This window comes from Massilia phyllosphaerae, assembly GCF_034659755.1.
Lineage (GTDB): Bacteria > Pseudomonadota > Gammaproteobacteria > Burkholderiales > Burkholderiaceae_D > Telluria > Telluria phyllosphaerae.
Window position 1 is genome coordinate 94,889 of sequence record NZ_JAXSQX010000004.1, and the last position, 24,710, is coordinate 119,598.

22 protein-coding genes are annotated in these 24,710 nt (G+C 60.1%); 13 read left to right on the forward strand and 9 right to left on the reverse strand.

Annotated features, from left to right (window positions below; translation table 11 throughout):
- Nucleotides 1–11: 11 nt before the first annotated feature.
- The 4 genes from U1H99_RS16370 to dusA form a co-directional block, all read right to left on the reverse strand.
- Nucleotides 12–2,114 carry a hypothetical protein gene (locus U1H99_RS16370; protein WP_323142793.1) on the reverse strand — a complete coding sequence of 701 codons (2,103 nt, stop codon included), beginning with the start codon at nt 2,112–2,114 and terminating at the stop codon, nt 12–14.
- A 47-nt stretch (nt 2,115–2,161) separates the two neighbouring features.
- Nucleotides 2,162–2,557, reverse strand: coding sequence for a GtrA family protein (locus tag U1H99_RS16375; protein WP_323142794.1), 396 nt, complete (start codon nt 2,555–2,557; stop codon nt 2,162–2,164).
- Nucleotides 2,554–3,405, reverse strand: coding sequence for a glycosyltransferase family 2 protein (locus tag U1H99_RS16380; RefSeq protein ID WP_323142795.1), 852 nt, complete (start codon nt 3,403–3,405; stop codon nt 2,554–2,556). Before U1H99_RS16380 ends, U1H99_RS16375 begins: the two co-directional genes overlap by 4 nt.
- Nucleotides 3,406–3,641: 236 nt before the next feature.
- Nucleotides 3,642–4,646, reverse strand: a complete 1,005-nt coding sequence (gene dusA / locus U1H99_RS16385; protein ID WP_323142796.1) for a tRNA dihydrouridine(20/20a) synthase DusA — start codon at nt 4,644–4,646, stop codon at nt 3,642–3,644.
- A 158-nt stretch (nt 4,647–4,804) separates the two neighbouring features.
- On the opposite strand from dusA, the gene U1H99_RS16390 reads away from it, so the two are divergent.
- From U1H99_RS16390 to U1H99_RS16415, 6 genes are all read left to right on the forward strand, one after another.
- A complete protein-coding gene (locus tag U1H99_RS16390) occupies nt 4,805–5,794 on the forward strand; it encodes a tyrosine-type recombinase/integrase (protein WP_323142797.1) in 990 nt (329 codons plus the stop codon).
- Nucleotides 5,791–6,405 (forward strand): hypothetical protein, encoded by a 615-nt coding sequence (locus U1H99_RS16395; protein ID WP_323142798.1) that lies wholly within the window; start codon nt 5,791–5,793, stop codon nt 6,403–6,405. The genes U1H99_RS16390 and U1H99_RS16395 overlap by 4 nt, the downstream gene beginning before the upstream one ends.
- A 60-nt stretch (nt 6,406–6,465) precedes the next feature.
- Complete coding sequence (locus tag U1H99_RS16400; protein WP_323142799.1) at nt 6,466–6,720, forward strand: hypothetical protein; 255 nt, start codon at nt 6,466–6,468, stop codon at nt 6,718–6,720.
- Between the two features lie 282 nt (nt 6,721–7,002).
- Nucleotides 7,003–7,341: a hypothetical protein gene (locus U1H99_RS16405; protein WP_323142800.1), complete on the forward strand. Its 339-nt coding sequence runs from the start codon at nt 7,003–7,005 to the stop codon at nt 7,339–7,341.
- Nucleotides 7,342–7,355: 14 nt separating this feature from the next.
- Complete coding sequence (locus U1H99_RS16410; RefSeq protein ID WP_323142801.1) at nt 7,356–8,654, forward strand: primase-helicase family protein; 1,299 nt, start codon at nt 7,356–7,358, stop codon at nt 8,652–8,654.
- A 104-nt stretch (nt 8,655–8,758) separates the two neighbouring features.
- Nucleotides 8,759–9,226, forward strand: a complete 468-nt coding sequence (locus U1H99_RS16415) for a hypothetical protein (protein WP_323142802.1) — start codon at nt 8,759–8,761, stop codon at nt 9,224–9,226.
- Here the strand turns inward: U1H99_RS16415 and U1H99_RS16420 are convergent.
- A complete protein-coding gene (locus tag U1H99_RS16420; protein ID WP_323142803.1) occupies nt 9,219–10,271 on the reverse strand; it encodes an LPO_1073/Vpar_1526 family protein in 1,053 nt (350 codons plus the stop codon). The genes U1H99_RS16415 and U1H99_RS16420 overlap by 8 nt on opposite strands.
- A 377-nt stretch (nt 10,272–10,648) precedes the next feature.
- Here U1H99_RS16420 and U1H99_RS16425 point away from each other — a divergent pair, with 377 nt between their 5' ends.
- A complete protein-coding gene (locus U1H99_RS16425) occupies nt 10,649–11,317 on the forward strand; it encodes a recombinase family protein (RefSeq protein ID WP_323142804.1) in 669 nt (222 codons plus the stop codon).
- Nucleotides 11,318–11,619: 302 nt separating this feature from the next.
- Here the strand turns inward: U1H99_RS16425 and U1H99_RS16430 are convergent, their stop codons facing one another.
- Nucleotides 11,620–11,862, reverse strand: coding sequence for a helix-turn-helix domain-containing protein (locus tag U1H99_RS16430; RefSeq protein WP_323142805.1), 243 nt, complete (start codon nt 11,860–11,862; stop codon nt 11,620–11,622).
- An 81-nt stretch (nt 11,863–11,943) separates the two neighbouring features.
- On the opposite strand from U1H99_RS16430, the gene U1H99_RS16435 reads away from it, so the two are divergent.
- The 6 genes from U1H99_RS16435 (at nt 11,944) to U1H99_RS16460 (ending at nt 20,094) form a co-directional block, all read left to right on the forward strand.
- On the forward strand, nt 11,944–12,159 hold the full coding sequence (locus tag U1H99_RS16435; protein ID WP_323142806.1) for a hypothetical protein: 216 nt from the start codon (nt 11,944–11,946) through the stop codon (nt 12,157–12,159).
- Nucleotides 12,160–12,250: 91 nt separating this feature from the next.
- On the forward strand, nt 12,251–13,714 hold the full coding sequence (locus U1H99_RS16440; protein WP_323142807.1) for a DUF8370 family protein: 1,464 nt from the start codon (nt 12,251–12,253) through the stop codon (nt 13,712–13,714).
- A 502-nt stretch (nt 13,715–14,216) separates the two neighbouring features.
- On the forward strand, nt 14,217–14,657 hold the full coding sequence (locus U1H99_RS16445; RefSeq protein ID WP_375341621.1) for an EamA family transporter: 441 nt from the start codon (nt 14,217–14,219) through the stop codon (nt 14,655–14,657).
- A 137-nt stretch (nt 14,658–14,794) separates the two neighbouring features.
- On the forward strand, nt 14,795–16,585 hold the full coding sequence (locus U1H99_RS16450) for a CHASE3 domain-containing sensor histidine kinase (RefSeq protein WP_323142809.1): 1,791 nt from the start codon (nt 14,795–14,797) through the stop codon (nt 16,583–16,585).
- A gap of 73 nt (nt 16,586–16,658) precedes the next feature.
- A complete protein-coding gene (locus U1H99_RS16455; protein WP_323142810.1) occupies nt 16,659–18,146 on the forward strand; it encodes a sensor histidine kinase in 1,488 nt (495 codons plus the stop codon).
- A 10-nt stretch (nt 18,147–18,156) separates the two neighbouring features.
- On the forward strand, nt 18,157–20,094 hold the full coding sequence (locus tag U1H99_RS16460; protein ID WP_323142811.1) for a hybrid sensor histidine kinase/response regulator: 1,938 nt from the start codon (nt 18,157–18,159) through the stop codon (nt 20,092–20,094).
- On the opposite strand, the gene U1H99_RS16465 is transcribed toward U1H99_RS16460, so the two are convergent.
- From U1H99_RS16465 to U1H99_RS16475, 3 genes are read right to left on the reverse strand one after another with little or no spacing between them, the layout of a single operon-like run.
- Entirely contained in the window at nt 20,091–21,659 is a 1,569-nt protein-coding gene (locus U1H99_RS16465) for an FkbM family methyltransferase (protein WP_323142812.1), read from the reverse strand. The genes U1H99_RS16460 and U1H99_RS16465 overlap by 4 nt on opposite strands.
- Before the next feature lie 33 nt (nt 21,660–21,692).
- A complete protein-coding gene (locus tag U1H99_RS16470) occupies nt 21,693–22,421 on the reverse strand; it encodes a glycosyltransferase family 25 protein (protein ID WP_323142813.1) in 729 nt (242 codons plus the stop codon).
- Nucleotides 22,422–22,432: 11 nt separating this feature from the next.
- Nucleotides 22,433–24,655 (reverse strand): tetratricopeptide repeat protein, encoded by a 2,223-nt coding sequence (locus U1H99_RS16475; RefSeq protein WP_323142814.1) that lies wholly within the window; start codon nt 24,653–24,655, stop codon nt 22,433–22,435.
- Nucleotides 24,656–24,710 lie beyond the last annotated feature (55 nt).

Here is a 24,710-nt window from a genome sequence, read left to right on the forward strand (position 1 = left end):
TTCGCTCACGCTTATGGGTTGGAAGCGGCTTGGACGGCATTCGGAAAACGGTAGAGCCGGTAGCCGCCGCAGGCATACGCAGGCTTCCCGGCGACATCGACGGGCCAGCCCAGCACCTGTCCGGGATAAGCCAGGAACCATGCGATGCCGCGTGCCGCCGTGAAATGCTGCAACTGGGCCGCGTCATCCATGCGCATGAAGCCGCGGACAGCGTCTTGCCGTGCGGCCTGCTCGTGCTGGGTCCCGCCGAACCCGGTCGCGCCGACGTACAACTGGCGCTCCGACAGCGCGGTCAGCACGAAGCGCTGGTCGCCATACGAGTCCTGGATGATGTCCGTCGGCTTGCCGCGTGTACGGATGAAGGCGCCCGCATTGACCAGGCAGGTCGGTACCGCATTCATCTCGCTAAACGTTTCCATGTGCTTTCGCTCGGGGAAGGTCTGCAGGTCCGGCGCCGAATACCCGGTCCCGCACAGCGCTACCACGAGGAGTGCGGCCGCCAACAGGCCGCGCTGCAGCGGCTGGTTCGGCAGCACCCGGCCGGCCCAGTTGCGGTACAACAAGCCCGCGCCGAAGGCCGCTGCCACGAAATATGCCCAGACCAGCGGCCGGTTGGTCAACTCGTCCGGCGTACCCACGCCCCGGGTATCCTGCGCCAGGCCGACCGCCATGACGATGTAGTTGGCCACCACCAGCAGCGGAAAACACAGGAGCGGCAAGTCCACCCGCTTCCTTGCGCCTGCCACCGCCGCCGGCAGCAACAGCGTCCACAGGCCGAAGGTCGACAGCGACAACATCGCCACCACATAGACCAGCTGTAGCGGCTTGCTGTGCGACTCTTCCAGGAAGACGCGGGTAAAGAAGGATTTCAACGCGCCGGGCTCGTAATCGTGCAGCAATATGAGCAGATAGTCGCTGATGCCGCTGCCATCCAGGCGCATCACCGGCACCCGTGGATTGGTTTGCGAAAACGCCACTGCTGCCACGAACAGCACCGTCGCGGCCAAGCCGATCGCAACGCGCCAACGCCGCTGCAACGGTGTGAAGAACAGCACGGGGAACATCATCAGGAGATAGCTGTTCGCCACGAAGATATGCGCCTTGTAGAAAAGGCAGATACCGAGGAAGACATAACCCAGCAGCACCGTCTGGAATTTCCCGCGGCGGCAGCCATCCACCACGAACAGCCAGGCCAGGGCGGCGCAGGCAATCCCGTACAGCATGCCCAGGTTAACCTGGGAAATGAAGTAATAGCTCAGGTAACGGTTGGCGAAGCCCTGCTGGAAGCCATCCGGCAGCAGGGTCACGGCAGCGGCGGCAGCGACACCCGGCCAAAGACCCAGCACCTTGCCTACGAGACAATAAGCGGCGAGTCCCGTCAGCAGGATGCCGAACGGCAGCTGGAAACTCGCATACACCTGCATCGCGCTGGCACCGCCGAGGGCGTTGATGAACGCGGCAGACAGATAACTGGCGAAATGGTAGAGCGGGGCCGGCCCGTCCGCCAGTTTGATGTCGTGGATGGTCCGCAAGCCGTGCGCCTGTGCGAACACGCTGATCTCGCGCACGTGGATGTAGACGTCGGGCCAGACCCTGAAAATCGTGTTGTCGCCCTGGGCCTGCAGCGGCGCCTGGACATCGCCGGCCCAGATCGTGGCGCCGGCACCCGCGATCAGCACGGCCAGCCACGGCGCCCAGGCCTCGAATCCCGACACAAAGGTGGCGGGCGGCACGGTGCGCTTGCGCAGGGCAAACGCCGCGGCCGCGCCGGCCGCGCCCAGGATGGCCACGTCGAGGGCCATGCCGAGGGGCGAGCACAGGGCCAGGACGAACAGCGCCGTGTTGAACATGAAGTAGCCGCACAGCAGCTGGAACGGCATGCCCATGGTGTTGCGGAACAGGCGCGCGCTGGCCAGCGCAAACACATGTCCATACAGCAGATACAGTCCAAGCAGCAGCGCCAGCGAGGCGCAGGCCGGCAGTGCCGGCGCGCCCGCCACGCGCCAGTGCCACGCACACAGGAAAAGAAACAGCGACGCGACCGGCACCAAGCCGGTACGCATCGCACGCGCTGTCAAGGCAGGCGACCCATCGAATACTGCCACACGTTCCATTCACACCTCATGACAGGCGGCCGATCCACGCATTCACGCCAGGGGCTTCAGGCCCGCCTGGCTCCGGTAAACACAAACGACTTCTGCAAGAAATACGACAGCACGGCAGTCGGCACGATCGCCAGCGCGCCCGCGGAATACGCGTTGGCGCCCAGCCGGATGAGCGAGCCGATCATCAGGATGTTGGACAGGTACAGGATGGTCCACACCATCACGTAGCGCATGAACAGGCCACGCGCGGCATCCTGGAACACGAAGGCGGCCTGGGTCCGGAAGCTGAACAGGATGCCGAGCACCAGCGAGCACAGGTTGCTGACCGCATAATTCAGGCCGCAATACACCAGCAGCGCATACACGCCATAGCTGAAGCCGGTGTTGATGCCGCCCATAACCAGGAAGCGCAACCAGCGATGCTGCTGCCAGAACGCGTGCAGCCGCGTCATGGCTTGACCGCGTGCATGGCCAGCACCCGGTACAGCACCGAACGCAGCAGCGCATTCACTTTCGCCATCAGCTTGCCGACCAGGATGTCGGGCGCACTGGCGCGGAAGCGCGGATTCGCCGCCAGCTTGCGGATGAACTGCTGGTACTCCATGCTCTGGCGCGTGCCGATGCGCACGCTCCACGAGCCGACCGAGACGCGGAACGATGCCAATGGTTCGTTGACGTACCAGGCGTCGCCATGGCACAGCAGGCGCACCCAGTAATCGAGGTCGAGCACGTAGGGAATGCTGGCATCGAAACGGCCGGCCAGGGCGGCGCTGTCGCGGCGAAACAGCACGCTGCCGGGTTCGCCGATGACGTTGGTGCCGCGCCGTACGCACTGCCGGATCAGCACACGCGCATCGACCACGCCGCTGCTGCGCTTCGGATAGCCGCGCACCATCACCGTGCGGTCGCGCGCGTCGAGGATGGTGCGCGCGCAGAACACCAGCGCCAGCTTGTGCTCGCGATCGGCTTCCAGGACCCCCACCTGCTTTTCCAGGCAGGTCGGGGCAATCAGGTCGTCCTGCGGCAGCAGCTTGAAGAAGCGGCCGCGCGCCTCGTCCAGGCAGCGGTTCCAGTTGCCTTCCGGCCCCAGGTTCTGTGGATTCTTCAGGTAGCGGATGCGCGGGTCGTCGAAGCCGGCCACGACCTCGTCGGTATTGTCCGGGGAATTGTCATCAATGACGATCAGCTCGAAGTCGGTCCAGGTCTGGGCAAGCACCGACGCGATCGCCGCGCCCAGGTGGGCGGCGCCACGATAGCAGGGAATGCAGACGGATACGGCAGGAATGGCGTGATTCGACATGGTTGCTGACGAGGTAACCGAAAGTGAATCATCATACATAAACATTCAATTATTTATCGAAAATTATGATTTTTATCAATATAAAATAATAATCGTAGTGCAATTGAGACAACTAAATAAAGTCTATCTCACCGCTTCTTGCATCGAATTCAAGGCTTTTTACTGCAAGGGAATGATGACGTACGCCACCAAATACGCGGCCCATGGCGGACGCCACGGGCCGGAGGGAGACAGGATCAGGCAGCCTGGCGCAGGCGCGCGGCGGCTTCGAGCAGGAGTTCGGGATCGCCGCCAGCCAGGCGACGCGAGTCGGACAGCAGCTGGCGGTAAGCGCGCGCGCCCGGCAGGCCGGCCATCAGGCCGAGCATGTGGCGCGTGATGCTGTTCAGGCGCAGGCCGAGGGGACCGTAGCGCTCGAGCTGGGCGCGGATGTACGGAATCATCGCCTGCAGCACCTCGTCGCGGGACTTGCCGGGCGCGTCGTCGCCATAGAAGCGGGCATCCCAGCCGGCCATCAGCCATGGGTTGTGGTAGGCCTCGCGCCCGATCATCACGCCGTCGACGTGCTCCAGGTGCAGCGCGATCTCGTCGTCCGTCTTGATGCCGCCATTGATCAGGATTTCGAGGTCCGGGAATTCGCGCTTGAGCTGGTACGCGACTTCGTAGCGCAGCGGCGGGATCTCGCGGTTTTCCTTGGGCGACAAACCCTTCAGCACGGCATTGCGCGCATGGACGATGAAGGTACGGCAGCCGGCGTCGGCGATGGTACCGACGAAATCGCGCACGAAACCGTATTCCTCGTTGTCGTCGATGCCGATGCGGTGCTTGACGGTGACATCGATCGACACCGCGTCGCGCATCGCCTTGACGCAATCGGCCACCAGCTGCGGCTCGCTCATCAGGCAGGCGCCGAACGCGCCCTTCTGCACGCGCTCGGAAGGGCAGCCGCAATTCAGGTTGATCTCGTCATAGCCCCACTGTTCGCCCAACTTGGCGCTTTTCGCCAGGTCGGCCGGGTCGCTGCCGCCCAGTTGCAGGGCGACCGGGTGCTCCACATCGTCGTAGCGCAGATGGCGCTCGACGTCGCCGTGGATGAGTGCGCCCGTGGTCACCATCTCGGTATATAACCAGGTGTGGCGGGTGATCTGGCGGTGGAAGACGCGGCAGTGGCGGTCGGTCCAGTCCATCATCGGGGCCACACTTAGTAACCTCTTGTTTTTATTGGCAATAATATCGTTCATTTTGCATATGTGCAGCATTAGATGCACACGAGGTGCACACAAAGGGGATTAACTGGAGCATAATCGGGGCATATCTTGACACACAGAAATTGCACACGATGGCTACATTTACGAAGCTTCCGAGCGGGAAATGGCGGGCGCAGGTCCGGAAAGGTGGAATGTATCGCGGGGAAACGTTCACCCTGAAACGCGACGCGCAGGCATGGGCACAGCAGATTGAAGTACAGGCAGAACACATTGCCGCGAGCGGCTATCAACCAGTTCCCGAAGGCTACAGCGTCGGCGACCTAATCGACGGCTACGGACAAGAGTGTAACATGGGCGGGAAGACCAAACAGGCGACCCATGCCATGCTGAAGCGTGAGCTTGGCAGTATCGCATTGAAGCGTATAAATAGCATCCACTTACGGGACTTCATCGACAAGAGGCTGGGTTCTGGCGCTGGCGGAGTGACAATTGCGGCTGACCTGTCGTTCTTCGGGGCGATACTGAAATGGGGTAAGCATTCTCGCAAGCTGGACTTGCCCGCAGACCTTGCACGCGACGCACGCCGGGACCTTTCGGCCCGTAGGGTCAACACCCGAAGCAACGAACGGGAACGCGAGCCGACACCGGCAGAGCTTGAGAAGCTTTTCACCTATTGGCGGGACAACAAGCGTCAGAAGATTCCGATGGCAACGCTCTGCGCATTCGCTCTTGCGACAGCTATGCGACAAGACGAAATCTGCTCGATCCTTCTGGAAGACTTGGACCCGGACAAGCGCACTGTCATCATCCGCGACCGCAAAGACCCACGCAGGAAGGCCGGCAACGATCAGAAAGTGCCGCTGCTCCCCGAAGCTTGGAAACTCGTCGAGCCTATACTCGCTACCCGCGAAGCTGGCCGCATCTTCCCCTACCAAACGTCGAGCGTTAGCACGGCATTTACGCGTGCGTGTGCCAAGCTGGGGATCGTTGACCTTCATTTTCATGATCTTCGACACAAGGCCACAAGCGACCTGTTCCGCATGGGCTTAACAATTCCGCAGACCGCCCTACTCACCGGACATAAGACCTGGACGCAGTTGAAGCGATACACCCACACGAAGGCGGAAGACGTGCATGACGCAGTGCAAGCGCTGGCAAGCCGGAAGCAGGAGGCGGCATGAGCCAACAGCGCATCCGGCACTGGGCTCAGTCGAACAACACGATTCGTGATCAATTGAAGCCCTTGAATGAAAGCACTTACTCGCTTCTAGTAAGAAAGGCGAACTCGGCCCATACGCCTCGTTACTTCGTAACTTGTATGCAAAGGGCGCTTAGTTGGCTTCGGCCCCAGTTAACGACGCGAACTGATCCTATCTACCGCGAGATAGAGACACTGCTCGCTGAAATCGACAGAGAAAGGCCACGAAGTCGCGTATGGCACCCTCCCATGGCCGTTCGGGTCTCAAAAACCGCTGAAATGGCCGAAACGGCAAGATATGTAAGCAAACGTGACCGGGTCATGGCTCTGTTTGAAGAAGCAAACGCATTGCACCGGATCGAACCGTTTGTCGCAGCGCAGGAAGCATTCAATGAGGCGCAACGCGTGCGTGCGTCCAAGCCCAGAAAATTGGATGAGGAAACGTGCAAACGGATTGCCAAACTCTACTGGGACAGAAAGCAGGATGGTACGAGCTATGGCCTTGTGAAGGAGTTAGCAGGCGAACTCGGTGTCACCGCAACAACAATCCAGAATACGGTAAAAAAGTACAAACCCAACTCAATTGATAAGTAACCGCGCTACTGGTTTTTGACGCATTAAAGTTCAGCCTCCACAACAATGAAGGAGGAACAGATGAACACAGAGCCAACCACCAACCCGAGCGTAGCCGACCTTGCCCGCCTCGTTAACTGTCTTGACGAGCAGAGCGTTGCCAAGCTTGCGGGTGTGCAAGTATCCACACTCGATGCATGGCGCAAACGCGGCAAGGGACCGGAATACGTTCTACTTGGTCGCAATTATCTGTACCCAATCGCTGGTGTCCAGAGCCATATTTCTAGCATCGTCAGAGCCCGTAGCGGTTTTGACGCGAGGAAAGCGTTGATGTAGCAACGTGGTCTATACAAAGTATAGAGTTTTGGTTGTTTTTCTAAACCAAATTGGATGCAAGTTCACCATTGTGGCTGGACGAATCCCCCCGTTTTATATGTCACAACCACTTGTGTTTTGGCTGGAAACGCCATGTTCCGTCAGCTTTGACGCTACCGTAGATATTCCTACCACATCCGTAGTTCCTAAATCCTGGAACACGACATTGCTTCGCTGGTAATCAGCGCTGAGCAGAAGTCGTTACGTCGATGCGGTATGAATTAAAAAAGAAAGGAAACCAAAATGAAGACTTTTGAAGAATTCAATCAATTAGATGTAGCAGTTATGACCGCGTCATGCCTCATATTCGGCGCATCCGTTCCGAGGGAAATGCCCCGCTGGGATGGCAGAAACATCGATGCGTTTTTTGCGGCAAAAGAGGAGTTTTCGCCGACGCGGGTACGTTATACAGATACCACTGACGATCCATGGTGCTTTCCACCTAACCTCGACCATGATAGATGGCACGAGACAGCAGATGAAGCATGCATATCCTCCCGCACACGTCGGGGCGTATCTGCCGCCTTCAAGCGTCCGAAAAAAGTATTGACAGACGAAGTTCGCCATTCACGGCATAGATAATAAGAGGATGACAAATGACCGCAATAAATGAAACATCTAATCAACCGCCAACGCTGGAGGAACAGGCAGAAATCGCGGCCTACGTGACGAGTCTAAAAGAACGGGGCTTCTGTAAGATCGATGACGGAACAGCAAATCAAACTCGCTTGTTCAACCGCTTCACTGGGGAAAAGTTCTATCCGGCTTTTCTAGAAAGTGACTTCGACCGTTACTGTAGAGTCAACAGGAAACAACTCCCCTACCCTGGCTCTGGCTACTTAATGCGTACGCTTGTGCATGTTGTCGGCCATCGCTTTGACCCGCAGGGCGGCCCGTATTCGGTAGATTCTCGTGCTGGCCTTACCTACGTGAACCTGTTCCGGAAATACGAGCCGTCCAGCGCAAGCACTGACGTAAGCCCGCTGTTTCATGAGTTCTGGGAGCGAATGTTCCCTGATCCGGTTCAGCGCCATCAAGCACTACAGTGGCTCGCACACGCGGTACAGCGTCCTTGGGAGCGGCCTTCCTATCACTTGCTGTGGACATCCGATCCGGGCACAGGGAAAGGTTGGGTATTCGAGAACATCCTGAGCCCGATTCTCATTCACACGGAAATCGCTGCTTCGTACGACAAGGTATTAGGCCGCTTCTCCACGATGCTTGAAACGGGTCTCCTGGTGCTGTTGGACGACTGTAAAACAAGCAGCAGCTCCACCCAGACCAAACTGAAGTCGGTACTGTCCGAGGAGCGGCAACATGTGGAACGCAAAAACATGCAAGGCACGATGGTTCGTACGTACACACGGTTTATCCTTGCATCGAATGAAGCTCGCCCGCTTTACCTTGATGAAGACGAGCGTCGCTGGCTTGCATTCGATCGGATGAAGCACCGGGTAGACGCTACGGAGACACAATCCTTCATCGCTCAACTGGACGCTTGGATCAAGCTTCCCGGCTCACTTGATGCCGTCTACTGCTGGTTTTTGCGATATGACCTGACAGGGTTTAACCCGAAACGCCCGCCCGAATCGTCTGCACTACAAGCGATCGTCGCGCTAAGCACGAACCCGCAGGAAGAGTTCGCGATTGGCTTTGCAGCCGACAACATCGTGTTCACGCTTGCAGAGCTACAGGATGCCCTTGTCATGGATGGACTAACAAAGCTGAAGCCAAGCCACGTTCCGCACATCATGTCCCGGCTTCGCTATACGAAAGCACAGATGCTCATCACCGGGAACCGGTCAACTTACTACTTCCCAGACGGTATGTCGGCTTACGAAGTGCAAGAGGTTCGCAACGGTAATGCAAGGGTAGTGCAAGGGTCTGAGTTTTAAGGACCACCTGAATAATCAAGCAGTTACGTAAAAGTGCAAAGGTGCAAGGGCTTGTCAGAACTCCTTCTCTTTTACGTAGTGCGAAATCCTGAAAGGAGTAACACATGACATATCAATCCAAACCCGAAGCAACCGCAGCGAAGGCACTGCTCCCTCTCGGGTTCATCCCCTGCAATAACGACCTTCTCCCGTTCGCTTTCGAGGACAAAAGCGGCCCGTTCAATGCCATGGCTGACTTCTACCATCCTGAATGGGACTTGTACGTAGAAGTCAAGGATCGGGAGTTGAACGCCAAGACCAGCAAGGCGACTGCCGAAGCCGCCCTAGCGAGGGTTGACCCGGCCCGATACCATAAGGCACCGACGTACTACCAGATTCAAAACGGATGGAACCACGCAGCGGTTAAACAAGGCATTGTGCAGTCAACGATAGGGGGCCCTCAATACGCAGTGATCTTCACCGGCAAGCCGACCGACAAGACGATAGAACTTATCGAAAAACGAGGAATCCGTGCCCTAAGTCTGGCCCGGTTTGTTTCGATAGTCCAACTCCAACAAGCATTCCTCAGTTGATCCAGTTGCTCAGTGGCCCGATATCGCCGTACTTAGACAGATTTGCATGGGCAATCGCAATCCCTACGCTCGTCGGCGAAAAGCTGGTTAAAGCGCTTTTGTCCCACACGTCGAAGAGCCTTGCAAGATATGGGCGCTTTGTAATGCAGACGCTGCGTACATTGCGTACGTCAATACGCTGCCCTTGAAATATGGCTTGCAGCATTTTAGTATCACGCTCATCTAACTGTAGCTGCTTGCACAAGTCATCCAGCATTTCTCGCGTCCCGCTCAGCACTTGCACCCGGGCCGGATTATGTTCACACGGTACCAACAGTCTGCGTGCGGCAGGACTTAGGACTTTTATGCCCGCTTCGGCTTCTGAAGCTCCTTGCTGAAAGGCGCCTGGATAAGAACGGAGCAACATGTCCGCCATGAGACGCCGCATTGTGTCTGAGTTAGTGCCACATCCTGCATATTCCAGATGGCTAAGAGATGCCTTCGATCCGGCTACATCTGAGAGAAGCGGTTCAACATAAACATCCATCGTCTTCAAGAAAGTATCGAAGGACGCGACTGATGCAAATCTCAAAGTCAAAATGACAAATGCAAGCGATAAGGTATTTATCTGAGAAGTGGAAATCCGCTGGACTACTTCGATGGACTCATTGAGGACAAGCTGAATTAAACTGCGGGGAGCTTCGAACGTTCGTTGTACAAGCAGCTCTACGAGCAAGTCATGCAAGCCGCTGTTATCGGTTCTTGCAGCAGTCTTTTGCGCTGTATATAACGTGTATCTAAAATCAGGGTCATTCGCGTACCGAAGAGCCGACGGGTTAACGCGCTCAACACGGTCAATGAACGCCTCAAGCACTTTGTTCGCCCGAGCTTCAGCAATGGCCTCAGCCATGCCAAGCATCTTGACGAAATCTGCCTTGAAGGTGTCGCTTGCAAGGGCACGCACCTCCTCTGGAGTAGTAACGCCAACGTGCATGACAACATCCCGCCCTGCTTGGACAGCAACTGCACCGTCAGCAGCTTCTTGGGCTTGTGTCTTACCGAGCATTTCTTACCGGTTCCTGTTAGTGATGTCACGGACCTTTGCGTCTCTGCCAGCCTGAACGCCGATGCCGCCAGCGCCGATGTTCTGGGACTGCCCAGAATCTGCACGAGGAACGAAACAAGCAGCGAATGCTGCTGCTGCTGCCACTGTCGCGCAAATGCTGTCCCAGCCTGGTTTAGAGACTGCCCATGCGCCAGTCACAACCAGCGCCAAACCTGCTACAAGTTTGTAAATCATTGCTACTCCTGTTTGGCTTTCCGCCTTCGCACATGTATCCCACATCAGTTTAGTTATGTCAACAATACAACAATATCTGTTGTTGCGACCACTAAACGCTCGTATAATAGCTGCAACGACATTTCAGTACTCGAAAGACGACTATGAAACAGGCGATCGCACTAATTCGCGTAAGTACATCGGAACAAGGAAGGTCTGGTCTTGGTCTGACGGCGCAAGAAGCAGCAATTCGCGCATTTGCTGCGATAGAAGGTTTCGAGATTGTCGAACTGTTTTCGGAAGTGGCAAGCGGTGCGCAAGGTATTGACGAACGTGCTGGACTGAAAGCGGCTCTGGCGAAAGCTAAGAAGATGAAGTGCCCGGTAATCGTGGCAAAGCTAGACCGCCTGAGCCGCGACGTAGCCTTCATCTCAGGTCTAATGGCGCGTGGCGTACCGTTCATCGTCGCTGAGTTGGGATCGGATGTGGACCCCTTCGTTTTGCACCTGTACGCTGCACTGGGTGAGAAGGAACGCAAGATGATCGGTGCACGCACCAAGGCGGCTCTGGCAGCGAAGAAGGCTCAAGGCATGGTGCTAGGCAACCGAACCAACCTGAGCGAAGCGCAAGTCAAGGGACAGGCTACAAACTCCGCCAAGGCCGCAGCCTTCGCCGCTAGAGTAGTCCCCACCATCAAGCAACTGAAGGCGCAGAACATGACCCTTGACCAGATCGCCGCAGAGCTGACCAGTCGTAACGTTGCCACTTTCAACGGCGGCGAGTGGCACAAGTCCACTATCTCCCGATTGCTGAAGTCCGCTCAAACCATTTAGGAAGCCTATTCAGGCACAGCGGTGGCTCCACAGGCCACTGGCGTCAATAAACAGCGGCAGAGATATTTTGCCTGCACCATCGGCGATGAATACCCAGCCGTCGTCGCGTTAAGCACCGCGTTCGACCTCGCAAATATCTTGACTCATACCATAGCGGCAGTACAAGCACATGGCGCCCCTGCCGCGTTAAGTTCCGCGTTGGACCTTAGATACTTTTCCAGTTCTGCCCGCTTTCGTACCTCCTACAGGCACTTTCCAAAAATTTTTGGTAGAAAATCCGTCAGCCGAAGACGGCTTTCCGGTTACAGCCGGGCTTCGCTCATTAGAGATTCCAACGTCACGCCAAGTGCGTTGGCAATGTTAAGGAGTGTCAACAGCGCGATGCTGTTGTCTCCCCGTTCTACCTGTCCGAGGTAGGACCGATCAAGGCCAGCTTGCTCTGCTAGCTTCTCTTGGCTGAGTTTCAGCTCCTGTCGCCTCTTACGAATGACAGCACCAAGCGCTGTGAGAGCAGGATGTCGGGGGTGTGTTGATGGTGTGGGCACACTATTGATGTTGCCAGTATGCTACAGTACGGACCACGGGATATATCCCGCAATTCCTAACCTACACCGATCTGAAGGCAAATGAAAAAAACTACAGTAATCTTTCTGGCTGTACTGCTAACCGCATGCACCGAGACTCCAGAACAGCACGAAAAATCCGTCGCTCGCCTTGCCATCTCTAACTGTTGGGACGACCAATCAAAAAAATCACTGGAACCCGGTGAAGCTCGCTTCATCGCCATGGCCTGCGAGAAGATGGAAAACGACTTCATTACAAAGTACGGAGTGAAACCTTGATGTTCTACGATGTAGAGTAATCAACGTTAAAAGATAACTACAAATGTGACAGCCATGTTATTCTTTCTTCACTTACTTGAGGAAAGTTACCATGGCAGAACGCAAGTTTAACATTTACTTTTCGGATTTCTTCGACGTCGCTCCTGAAACGATTAGCGACTATGGTGCATTCAACGTCTCATTAATTAACGATCTGCCGTTGTTTATCGATCCTTTTCTTCTTTTTAATAGCGAAAAAGAGGATTATCAGAAGCTCCATGAGAACATGCTCGCGTATGTGCGTTTTCTGAAGTCGAAGTCCAAGCAGTCACTCCCAAACGGTGCGATCAAAAACTGGTTTTACTTCTCAGAAATTAAGCAGAACTGGCTAGGCTACAGTAAGTCCGGAAATAACGGTCGGGGGTTAGGATCAAAGTTCGCTAATTCGCTTAAGCTTAACTTGACAACAGTTCTTGCTAACTTCGGTGAGGAAGAAAAGACTGGGACGCACTTGGAGAAACTGACCCTTGTAAAGAACGGCGTCGGAAAAGATCAGATTAGTGACTTCACCTGCAATCTTATCTGTGGATACTTGGCCGAGTACACCGAGAAGTTTGCCTTAGCGCATTTACCAAAGAATAAGCTCGGCAAATTTAGCGTAGCCAAGGTTCGCTTCGATATGCGAACTGAAACGTGGGCATCCAAGCAATTTACCTTGCCAAAGTTGGGTAAAGACTTCGTACTGCTGACGCCCATTGACATGCTGACCAAGGACGAGGCCTGGATTAGCTATAAAGGACTAGTAGAAGATTATTCTGAGGTTCTCGCAAGCGTTGATAACGATGCACTGCGTGGCAAGATCGACAACTACTTGGTTAGTCAACTGCCGATCGAGGCAACACAGGACGAGTTCAGCAAGACGTTGGAGAAGGTTGTTGCTAAGTACCCGGAACTTCTCGACTACTACATTCGGCAGAAGGAAAAGAATGGGAAGGGAGCAAAGGTCCAGAGCGCGGAGAAGCTGGCACAGGCTAGTGATCTGTTCCTGAAACAACTGAAAGAACTCGTTCGTAGGCTGGATAAGACGGATTTTTACGACACAGAGCCAAGCAGTTTTACGGAAGGTCTGGCAAGGATTCACTTCTTGCGTGACGTGATTGAGAAGCAGGACGGATACAAGCTCTTCATAGTCGGCGGTAAGCCAGTCAGAAAAGAAGCCGACCTCCAGATCATGTTCAAGCTAACATGGTTCGCGTCGTCATTCGACTCTAACGCGGAAGTCAACAATGGACGTGGTCCGGCTGACTTCATCGTATCTTACGGCAGTAAGGACAAAACCGTAATTGAAATGAAGCTCGCAGGGAACACGAAGCTGGAACAAAACTTGTTGAAACAAGCTGAAATCTATGTAGACGCTAGCCGTGCGACTCATCCTCCAATTAAAGCGATCCTCTGCTTTACGAGTGCTGAGATTGCGAAAGTAAACCGGCTGCTGACAAAACATGGCCTTCAAGGCAAGAAGGAGATAGTCCTCATCGACGCATCTAAGGATAAGCCTTCGGCTTCTCGTGCTTAAGCCAGTCGCGTAACTCTAGGGGGCGGTACTTACACTGTCCCTGAGCTGTAAGCTCACCATCAATCTTCAGCGTAAGTACACTATTGTCGTCCTGCCTGGCTCGCATAATCGACACCCAAACGAATGCACACCATGTGCACACGAACCCCTCAAGACCCGCATGAATACTAGTCTTTAGATCCAGTCCATCATGGGTGCCACCGACAGGCGGCGGCTGGGCAAGCCGCGCGCCGGCGTCGGCATGGCTGCGGTGGAAGGCGTAGCGCCTTCAGGAATCTCGATCTGGGAACTCATGCGGAAACAGCAAGACTGTCGCTTGGCGACGGAAGCCGACATGATAAGGCAAAGCGGCCGCCTCCGCTAACCCCGGCCGGTCACGGTCAGCGGCAATCGCCACACCCTGGTTAACGTGAAACCGTCGCGCAGATTACATTTTTGCAAGCGGCCGTGTGCCGGGCACGGGCGCGGCTATGCTTGGCCGAGTCAAGTTGACCCGAAAGGAATGACCTTGGCACATCCGAACGCATGGCTGTACTGGGCGCTGATGTCGGCGGGCTTTGCCGCCCTGACGGCGATTTTCGCGAAAATAGGCATCCAGAAGGTCGATTCCGATCTCGCCACACTGATCCGCACGGCGATCATCATCGTCGTGCTGGCGGCCTTCGTCGCCTATGCCGGCAAGTGGTCGAATCCGTTCACCCTGCCGGCGCGCACCTGGCTGTTCCTGCTGCTGTCCGGGCTTGCCACCGGCGCGTCCTGGGTGTGCTACTTCCGCGCGCTCAAGATCGGACAGGCGTCGCAGGTGGCGCCGGTCGACAAGTTCAGTCTCGTGCTGGTCGCCGTATTCGCCGTCGTGTTCCTGGGCGAGCGCCCCTCGCTGCGCGAATGGGCCGGTATCGGCCTGGTTGCCGCGGGTGTCCTGTTGCTTGCCTTCAAACGATAGGCCGGCGCTGCGTTGACCAGGCGTAACAGGCGCTATGGTCGTGGCTGGAAGACTATAATTTCTGCGCATGGGGGTTCGATTCCACATGCGCTTGCAGCAGGACCGGACGGCCCGCGCGATTTTAGTTCCCTGCAACCATGCCGATCCGTCGAACCCGCATCTTCATCGATTACGCCACCATCGCCAGCATCCTGGTGCTGGTGGTCATGGTGGCGACCCTCACCAGCAGCATCCGTCATATCTGGGACTCCTGGCGCTGGGTCATCCATACGCGCGAAGTACTCGAGCACGTGCAAATGACCATTTCTTTCGTGCACGAGGCGGATTTTTTGCAGAAATCCGTTTTGCTCGACGAGAATGCGGATGATCGTGCCGCCCTCGACCGCACCTTGCACGCCATTCCGCAATCCGTCCAGAAACTGCAGGGGCTGACGCGTGACAACCCGCGCCAGCAGGATGCCTTGCAGGCCTACAGGCAAACACTCGACCGGCATACCCTCGCCTTGCAGGCCGCCCTGGCCGACGCTGCGGATGCCGGCAAGCAGACGCTGGACGAGCGCCGGATGGCGGCGGCGACGCGCGCGACGATCTTGCAGCAGGCTGCCGGCTTGCGTGCCGAGGAGGAACGCCTGCTCGGTTTCCGCGAAACGCAGCTCAGGAATGACCAGATACGCGTGATCGTTGCCGTATCGGTGGTGGCCGCGCTGTCGATTGCGCTGCTGGTGCTGGTGCGCTGGCTGGCCTGGCGCGATACCGTCATCCTCATCGATGAGCGTGCCCGGCTGGACGCCACGCTGCGCAGCATCGGCGAAGCCGTGGTGGCGGTCGACCTCGACGGGCGGGTGCGCTTCATGAATCCCGTGGCGGAAAAGTTCCTGGGCGTGTCGGAAGCCGATGCCGCCGGCCGGCTGTTCGAGGACGTCTTCCGCAGCGGCCAGAACGCTGCCGCCGATGGCCAGGTCGGCTCGATTTACCGGCTCGTGATTTCCACCGGCACGCCGCGTTTCAACGTGGAGCTGCACGCCGCCTCGGCGGCCGGCGCCGACGCCGAGCACGACTGGATCGCCGGCTGCTACCCGGTCCTGATCGACGACCGTCTGCGCGGCGCCGTCATCTCGGCCATGGACATCACGCGTCTCAAGGACGCCCAACGCAAGTTGAACGAAGCCAACCAGACCCTGGAGCAGCGCGTGCTGGAGCGCACCGAAGCGCTCGCCGAGACCAACCTGGAACTGCATGCCTTCGCGCATACGGTGGCGCACGACCTGCGGGCACCCTTGCGCAACATCCAGGGCTTTGCTTCGGCCCTGCTGGAAGACGAGACCCCGCGCCTGAGCCCGACCGGCCGCATGTTCCTGCAGCGGATCGACGGTGGCGTGGGACGGCTCGACCGCCTGATTTCCGACCTGCTCGACTACAGCAAGCTGACACGCGGCGATCTGCCGCAAGGTCCGGTCGATCTCGAACGCGCCGTCCAGCTTGCCCTGACCGACCTGGAAGCCCAGATCGGGGCCAGCGGCGCCCGCGTCGAGGTGACCTCGCCCCTGCCGGCCGTGCTAGGCAACGAGGCCTTGCTGATCCAGGTGTTCAACAACCTGATCGGGAATGCCATCAAATTCGTCGCACCGGGCGTGGCGCCCCGGGTGCTGGTGCGGGCACACGCAGCGGAAGACCGCATCCGGGTCGAGGTCGCCGACAACGGGATCGGTATCTCGCCCGCCGACCGCGGCCGCGTGTTCGGGGTATTCGAGCGCTTGCATGGCCAGGAGCGTTACCCGGGCACCGGTATCGGGCTTGCCATCGTGCACAAGGCGGCCGACTGGATGGGTGGCAGCGTGCACATGGAGGAGGCGCCAGGCGGCGGTTCGATAGCGGTCCTGTCGCTCAGGCCGTCACCCGGACAACAGACGGCGCCGCACAAGGCCTAGGCGGGTATATTGACAATCCAGTTATACTAGCTCGTTGCTGGCCTGCACCTCCCGTAATGCGTTTTTTGATTCCATGACCCTGCGCGTCCTTTTGCTCGATGACAATCCCGATGATCGCCTGCTCGCACGCCGCGAACTGGAACGCCATTTCAGCGATTGCGCGATCACCGAGGTCGGCGACCGCCATGGCTTCGAACAGGCAGCCGCGAGCGAGCTGCCGTTCGATCTCGTGATTACCGACTACCAGATGCGCTGGACCACCGGGCTGGATGTGCTCAAGTACATCAAGGCGCAGGCGCCGCAGATGTCGGTGATTATGTTCACGGCGACCGGCACGCAGGAGATCGCGGTCGACGCCATGAAGCATGGCCTGGACGATTACGTGATCAAGAGCCCGCGCCACTATGCGCGGCTGCCGATCTCGGTACGTACCTGCCTGGACCGCACCGAGATCCGGGCCCGTGCGATCCGCACCGAAACCCGCCTGGCTGCCCTGCTGGAAAACATCCAGCTGGGGGTGTTCCGCATGTCGCTGGCGGGTCGGCTCGAAGAGGCCAACGGGGCCTTCTGGGCCATGCTCGACTTGGCGCCCGGGCACGCCGACGGCCTGGAAGCGCACCCCTTGATCGTGCGGATCCGCCAGGAACTGGAGCGTCTTCACACGACCCTGGCCACCGCCGAACTGCAAGTGCTGGGCGACCTGGCCCAGGGCGGGCATGCGCGCACGGTCAAGCTGGTACGGGTGCGCGTCAACGGCCACGATGCGGTCGACGGCATCGTCGAGGATTTCACACCGCTGCATCGCGCGAATGCCGAGATACTGCGCCTGAACGCCGAACTGGAACAGCGCATTGCCGAACGCACGCGCCAGCTGCAGGAGGCCAACGAAGCGCTCGAGGCCTTCGGCTTCTCGGTCTCGCACGACCTGCGCGAACCGCTGCGCACCATCCAGGGCTACGCCAACGCCCTCAAGGAAGACTACCAGGAAGACCGCCTGGACAAGTTCAGCGTGTACGTCACGCGCATCGAGGCGGTGACCGGGCGCGTCGACACCATGGTCTCCGACCTGCTGGAGTTTGCCCGCCTGTCGCGCACCGAGATTGCCATCGAAGCGGTGGCGGTGATCGACGCCGTGCGCGACATGCAGCTCATGTCGCAGTCGGAACCCGGCTACGGCCGGGCACGGATCGACATCGACGTGGCGCCCGATATCGTGGTCAAGGCGCATCGCCAGACGCTGGTGCAGACGCTGACCAACCTGGTGTCGAACGCGGTCAAGTTCGTGCGGCCGGAACGGGTGCCGCAGGTGCGCATCCATGCGCTGCGCAGCGACGCGCTGGTGCGCATCGCGATCGAGGATAACGGCGTCGGCATTCCGCTCGAGGCACAGAGCCGCATCTTCAACGTGTTCGAACGCCTACACAGCGAAGAGGAGTTCCCCGGCACCGGCATCGGCCTGGCGATCGTGAAGAAAGGCCTCGAACGCATGGGTGGCGGCATCGGCGTCATCTCGACGCCGGATGCCGGCTCATCCTTCCTCATCGATCTGCCGGCCGCATGAGGACGACACCATGGGCCTGAGCATCCTCCTGATCGACGACAACCCGGACGACCGCGCCCTGGTCGAGCGCCAGCTCAAGCTCGATCTCGACGATCCGCGGGTGCTGCATGCGGGGACCGCCGAAGCGTTCGCGCACATGCTCGACCATGAAGAGTTCGACGTCGCCATCACCGATTACCAGTTGCGCTGGAGCGATGGCATCACCGTCCTGCACGAACTGAAGCGCCGCTTCCCGGAGCGTCCGGTCATCATGTTCACCGGCAGCGGCAGCGAGGAAGTCGCCGTGGCCGCCATGAAGGATGGGCTGGACGATTATGTGACCAAGACCGTCAAGCACTATCCGCGCGTACCGTTCACGGTGCGCGCCTGCGTCGAACGGGCGCAGCAGCGCAAGCGGCTGGAGGAAGCGCACGTGCGCGAGACGGTGGCGCGGGCGCGCCTGGAAATCACGCTGGAAGCCGCCGGGATGGGCAGCTGGCAGGTCGACCTGCGCAATGAACAGATCAGCTACTCCGATGCCCTCGGTCCCATGTTCGGCCACGCACCCGGTTTCGTGCACGCCGGCGTCCACGACTGGGCCGAGGCGATCCATCCGGACGATCGCCCGGCAGTGCTGTCCGCCTGGGACGATGCCGTGCGCGGCATCCGGCCCTACCGCGTCGAGTTCCGCGTCCTGGGCGCCGACGGCGTGACGCGCTGGATCGCGTCCACCGCGAAGGTGCTGCACGACGAGGCCGGGGCCGCCATACTCGTGGTCGGCAGCGCGCGCGACATCACGTCCGAAGTCGCGATCCAGGACGACCTGAAACGCCAGCGCGCCGAGCTGCAGGAAGCCGAACGCCAGAAGACCGAATTCCTGGCGATCCTGGCACACGAGCTGCGCAATCCGCTGGCCGCGTCGGGCTACTCGGTAGCGATGCTGCGCCGCAGTGCGCCGCCGCCGCAGATGGCCAAGGCGGTGGATGTCATCGAGCGCCAGACCGCGCACATGGGCAAGCTGCTGGACGACCTGCTCGATGTCAGCCGCATCACCCGCAACCGTATCGAACTGGACCTGAAGCCGACCGACCTGCGCGCCATCATCGACATCGCGTACGAGAACGCGCGTCCGGCCCTGGAGGCAAAGCGGCACCGGACGATCCAGACGGTGGCCGGCGAACCGCTCGTCGTCAACGGCGACGAAGTCCGCCTGACCCAGGTGATCGGCAACCTGCTGCACAATGCCGCCAAGTTCACCCCGCCCGGCGGCGAGATCGCGATCCGTGCCTGGCACGACGACGGGAATGCGGTGCTGGAGATCGCCGACAACGGCGTCGGGATCGAAGCCGCGCGCCTCGGCGGCGTATTCGACATGTTCGCGCAAGGCCACACCAAGATGCATGGCGGCGAGCCCGGACTCGGCGTCGGGCTGGCCGTGGTCCGCTCCCTGGTCGAACTGCATGGCGGTTCGGTCAGCGCATCCAGTGCCGGTGCGGGACTGGGCACGCGGGTCAGGGTCACCTTGCCGCTCGCCGAAGCGACGCAGGGAAGCACGCCGGCGGCGGACCCGCTGTCCTCGCCCGGCCTGCATCCATCGGAAATCGTGCTGGCCGACGACAACGTGGATGCCGCCGACCTGCTGTCCGAACTGCTGCGCGCCGAAGGCTACCAGGTGCACACCGCCTACGACGGCCAGGCCGCCTACGACCTGGCGGAGCAGCGCCGCCCGGCCATCCTGCTGCTGGACATCGGCATGCCCAGGCTGAACGGGTACGAAGTCGCGCACCGGGTGCGCGAACACGCATGGGGCGAGACGATGAGCATCATCGCCGTCACCGGCTGGGGCGAAAACCAGCATGCGCAGAGCGCCGGCCCGGGTTTCGATGCGCGCCTGGTGAAACCCGTGGACTTCGGCCAGCTGCTCGACGTGCTGGAGCGGGCCCGGACCGTGCCGCGCGCCTTGACCTAGGCAATATTCATCACGAAGGCGACCGCATCGCGGTAGATCGTGTGAATGCCGTTCTCGACGTAGATATGCTCGCAGTAGGTTTCCAGGAAGTCCTTGCGATAGGCGACAATGTCTTCGCCAAAGCGCAGACTGACGTATTCGTCCTGCAGCATCGCCATCACCATGTCCATTTCAGCCTGAGGCAGGCACTGTGCCTCGAATTGCAGGATGAACGGACGGATACCGCGGTCCAGGATCAACTCGACGATCTGCGCATCCATGCCTTCGACGTCGATCACGACGATGGCCGGAGGCACGTGGTCGTGCAGCGCCAGCAGGTGGTCGACGTCGACCAGGTCGACATCGATCGCTTCCACACATGCGCCGATCGCGCGCGTCATGTCGGCGTCGATGGTCAGGCCGCCGATCGCGTTGCGGTCGGTATAAGCCGATGAGATGCCGAGGGCCCATCCGGGCAGGCCCTTGGCCTCGACTTTTTCCGGATTGATCGCGTTCAGGCGCAGGGTACCGGATACCGCGCCGAGCGCAGCCTGGATGAAGCGGGTACGCTGGTTGTTGGCGTAGTTCTTGCGAAGCCTGGCATGCATGTAAGGGTTGGGCTCGACCAGCACGGCGTGCGGGTCGAAGTTCACCATCAACGTCCGCAGCGGATCGACCAGAATGCCGTCGGCGGCGCCGATCTGCCACACCAGCGCATCGGTGACCTGCGTCATGAGGAACAGCCCGGCCTTGAGGAAGGCCAGCGGCGCCACGTTCTCCATCTTCAGGTGGTTGCCCAACATCGCATGCTTGGCTGCCTCCATGAGCTTCATGCGGGCGGCGCGCGCCAGGTTGGCATACGCGTGAATCTGCTCGCCGTCGCCCTGCATGCCGGCGGACAGGTGGGCCGCTTCCTCGAGGTCGCCGTGCTGCACGCGTTCCATCACCTTGGCCAGTTTCTGCCTGTCGTCCAGCCAGGAGCCGCCCCATACATGGATGCCGTAGGTGGCGGACAGGTCGCGTTCCAGCACCGCCGAGAACGGCTCGTTGAAAAGGTAGGGATAAAAGCTCATGGTGGGGAGCTTTGTATGTGGTCCGTGGCGCAGCGCTTCGCGGAAGAACCACGGGCCGGTCTCCTCGTTCGGCGGGCGGCGGTTCAACTGCCGGGTCAACAGGGCATCGACCGCCCAGGCCAGCGCCTGCGCCCCCGGTATCGCGGCAATAAAGCCGATCGAACAGATGCTTTCGTCCCCGCTCTCGTTGCAAACCACCAGCTCGTTGTCGAGCAGCGTGTCGTCGAAACGCTTGTAAGGGAAAATGTCGCAGTCGAGGTAGATGCCGCCGTGGCGCAGCAGGATTTCATAGCGTGCGATATCGGCCTTGCGCGCCATGCCTTCCGCGCGCGCGATCTGGGGCGCGGTCTGGAATCCGAGGACGTCGTCGTCGCGCCAGGTGCGGAATTCGAAATCGGGCAGCTGGCGCTGCCATGCTTCCCAATATTTCTGGTACTCGTCGGGGATCGGCTTCGGACCGAACCAGATGCGGTGCACCACGCGTGGAATCGTTGTGTAATCGAGGGGCTGCATAGCGTTCTTCATGAAATAAGGGGCATGTTGCGGTCAGGGCGCCTGCACCAGCGAGGTCGTCCGGTCGTTGCGGGTTGCGGCCAGCGGCGGCAGCGCGCAGAAGGCGTTGACCTGGCCGTACAGCTGGATCATCGGGATGTCGATGCCGTTGTTGGGCAGGTCGCGCTTGATGCCTTGCACGTAATGGCGGAACGGGCGCAGCGGAAAGCAAGCCGACATGAAGCGGCGCGCTCCGGCCGGGCTGATGGTGTAGGCGCAGGTGCCGAAGCATTCGCCCAGGCGTAGCACCGCCGGCGCGCCGGTCAGTGCCTGGAAGTTGCGCATGGTCGCGCGCAACTGGGTCTGGTTGAACTGCACGACGGCAGGCGAGATGCCAGGCAGGATGTGCAGCGACAGGATCGAATCGAAGTTCCAGCCCCACACCACGATATCCCAGTCGGCCGGCAGGCCGGCGACGGCCTGTGCCGCGCGCGTTTCGAAATCGTGGCGCAGAATGGCGTCGTCCTCGAGGATGGTGAGCGGCTGCTGGCTGTCGACCACGTCCTGCCACAGCGTCAGGTGCGAAAGCGCGCAGCCGACCGCGCCGGCCGTGTACTCCAGGCCGGGCGCGAACAGGTCGGGCAGGCGCGCCATCTGCGGCTGGATCTGCTTGCCGTCGACTGCATCGAAGAAGTCGAAGGCGACGTGGCCGTTGTTGGCCGCGAAGGCGGCGCGGCGTTCGAGCGAACCCGGGAGGCTGATGACCTTGATCGGCAAACGCATGCTGTTCCCCGTCACGCCAGTGCCTCCAGGTCGCGGCGCACGCTGGCCAGCACGTCGCCCCACGCGCTGTCCTTGGTGCAACGAAACAGTTTGGCCGTCGGGTACCAGGGGCTGTCGCTGCGCTCGCGCATCCAGCGCCAGTCGCTGTTGGACGGCAGCAGGACCCAGACCGGCCGGCCCAGCGCGGCGGCCAGGTGGGCCACGCTGGTGTCGACCGAGATCACCAGGTCCATCAGTTCGCACAGGGCGGCGGTATCGGTCATGTCCTCCAGTTGCGCGCCGACGTGGCGCACCTGCGGCAGGCCCGCGAGCACGGCCTGGTCGGCTTCGCGCACTTCCTTCTGCAACGACACGAACTCGCAATCGCCACCGAACAGCGCCGCGAACTCGGCCAGCGCGATGCTGCGGTGATGGTCGCCCAGGTGGATGGTGCTGCCGCTCCAGACGACGCCGACGCGGGTCCGCGTCTTCGGTCCGAGCGCGGCTTCCCAGGCGGCGACGCGGGCAGGATCCGAATCGAGGTAGCGGCGCGGCGCGGGGATCGCGTCCAGCGTGGTCTGGAACGCCAGCGGAAGGCTCATCAGAGGACATTGCAGGTCGAACGCCGGCAGGCGGCTGCCGCCCGCCACGATCGCCGCCACGCCCGGCAGGTCGCGCAGCAGGCGCACCAGCGCCGGCTGGACTTCGAGCACGATGCGGGCGCCGAGCGCGGCCACCTCTTCGACGTAGCGGCACATCTGCAGCGTGTCGCCGATGCCCTGCTCGGCATACAGCAGGATGGTCTTGCCGGCCAACGGTTCCTCGCCCATCCAGAGCGGCTGGACGAAGCTGCGGCGCTCCTTGTAGACGCTGATCCCCGGGGTCTGCCAGCGCCATTCGTAGCCGCGCCAGCCTTCGAGCAGCGCGCCGCGGCGCAGGTTCATGAGCGCCAGGTTCCAGCGCGCCAGGTTGAGCTCGGGATCGAGCGCCAGCGTGGTGTCAAAGGCCGCCAGCGATTCGGCATCGCGCTGCTGGAGACCCAGCACGATCGCGCGGTTGTGGTGGGCTTCGGCCAGGTCGGGCGCCATCTCGATCGCGCGCTCGTAGCAGACCAGTGCCTCGTCGTGGCGGTCCATGCGCAGCAGCACGCCGCCGCGCACGCACTGGCCGATCGGGTAATCCTTCATCGTCAGGGCCTTGTCGATCGCGTCCAGCGCCTTGTCGAACTGCTTCAGTTCTCCCAGCGCCGCGCTGCGCCGCTCGTGCAGCTCCGGCGTCTCGTAACCGAGCCGGATACCCACGTCGTAGCTCTTGACGGCGGCTTCGAACTGCTTCATCTCCTGCAGCGTCTCGCCCAGCCACGCGTAGGCTTCGGCGTAATCGGGGCGCAGGCGGATGGCCTGCTGGGAATCGGCCAGCGCCTCCTGCCAGCGTTCGAGTTCGTAATAGGTCAAGGCACGGTTATGGTAACCCTGGGCGAAGCGCGGATTCAGGCTGAGCGCATAATCATGGGCGTCCAGTGCTTCCTGCGAACGGTCCATGGACTGCAGTACGATGCCGCGGTTGCAATGGGCATCGGCGAAGCGCGGCTTGAGCGAGATCGCGGTGTCGAGGCTTTCGAGCGCCTGCTCGAACTGACCCAGTTCGCGCAGCGCGATGCCGCGGTTGCTCCAGGCATCCACGAAGTCCGGCACCAGGGCGAGCGCCCTGTCGTAGCTTGCCAGCGCGTCCTCGAAGCGCTGCAGCTCCTTGAGCGTCACGCCGCGATTGTTCAAGGCTTGCGCGTCGCCCGGGTTCAGTGCCAGTGCCTCGTCGTAGCTGGCCAGCGCGTCGTCGAAGCGCTTCATCGCGTGCAGGGTGGCACCGCGGTTGTAATAGGCATCGACGTCGCCCGGCGCCAGCTCGATCGCGCGGTCGTAGCTGTTCAGCGCATTGTCGAGCTGGTTCAGCTCCTTCAATGCATTGCCGAGGTCGCAATGAGCCGCCGCCACGTTCGGGTTCTGGGCCAGGGCCGCACGGATGAAACCGACGGCCAGCTCGTAGTTCCCCTCCTGGAAAGCGATGATGCCCACGTGGTGCAGCGCCTCGACATGCTTTGGCACCAGCGACAATACCTGTTCATAGAAGGTAGCTGCCTTGGCCAGTTCGCCCTGGTGGTGCAATTGCAGGCCTTCCATATATAGATGGTTTGCTCGTGCGGCGGCGGCGGCGGCCTGGCCGTGCTGGAGAGCCGGATGTGCGGATTGTTTTGCCATGATGAGAAGCATGAAAGTGAGTGAGCCGGGTGGGTGAGGCGGCGGCAGAGAACGC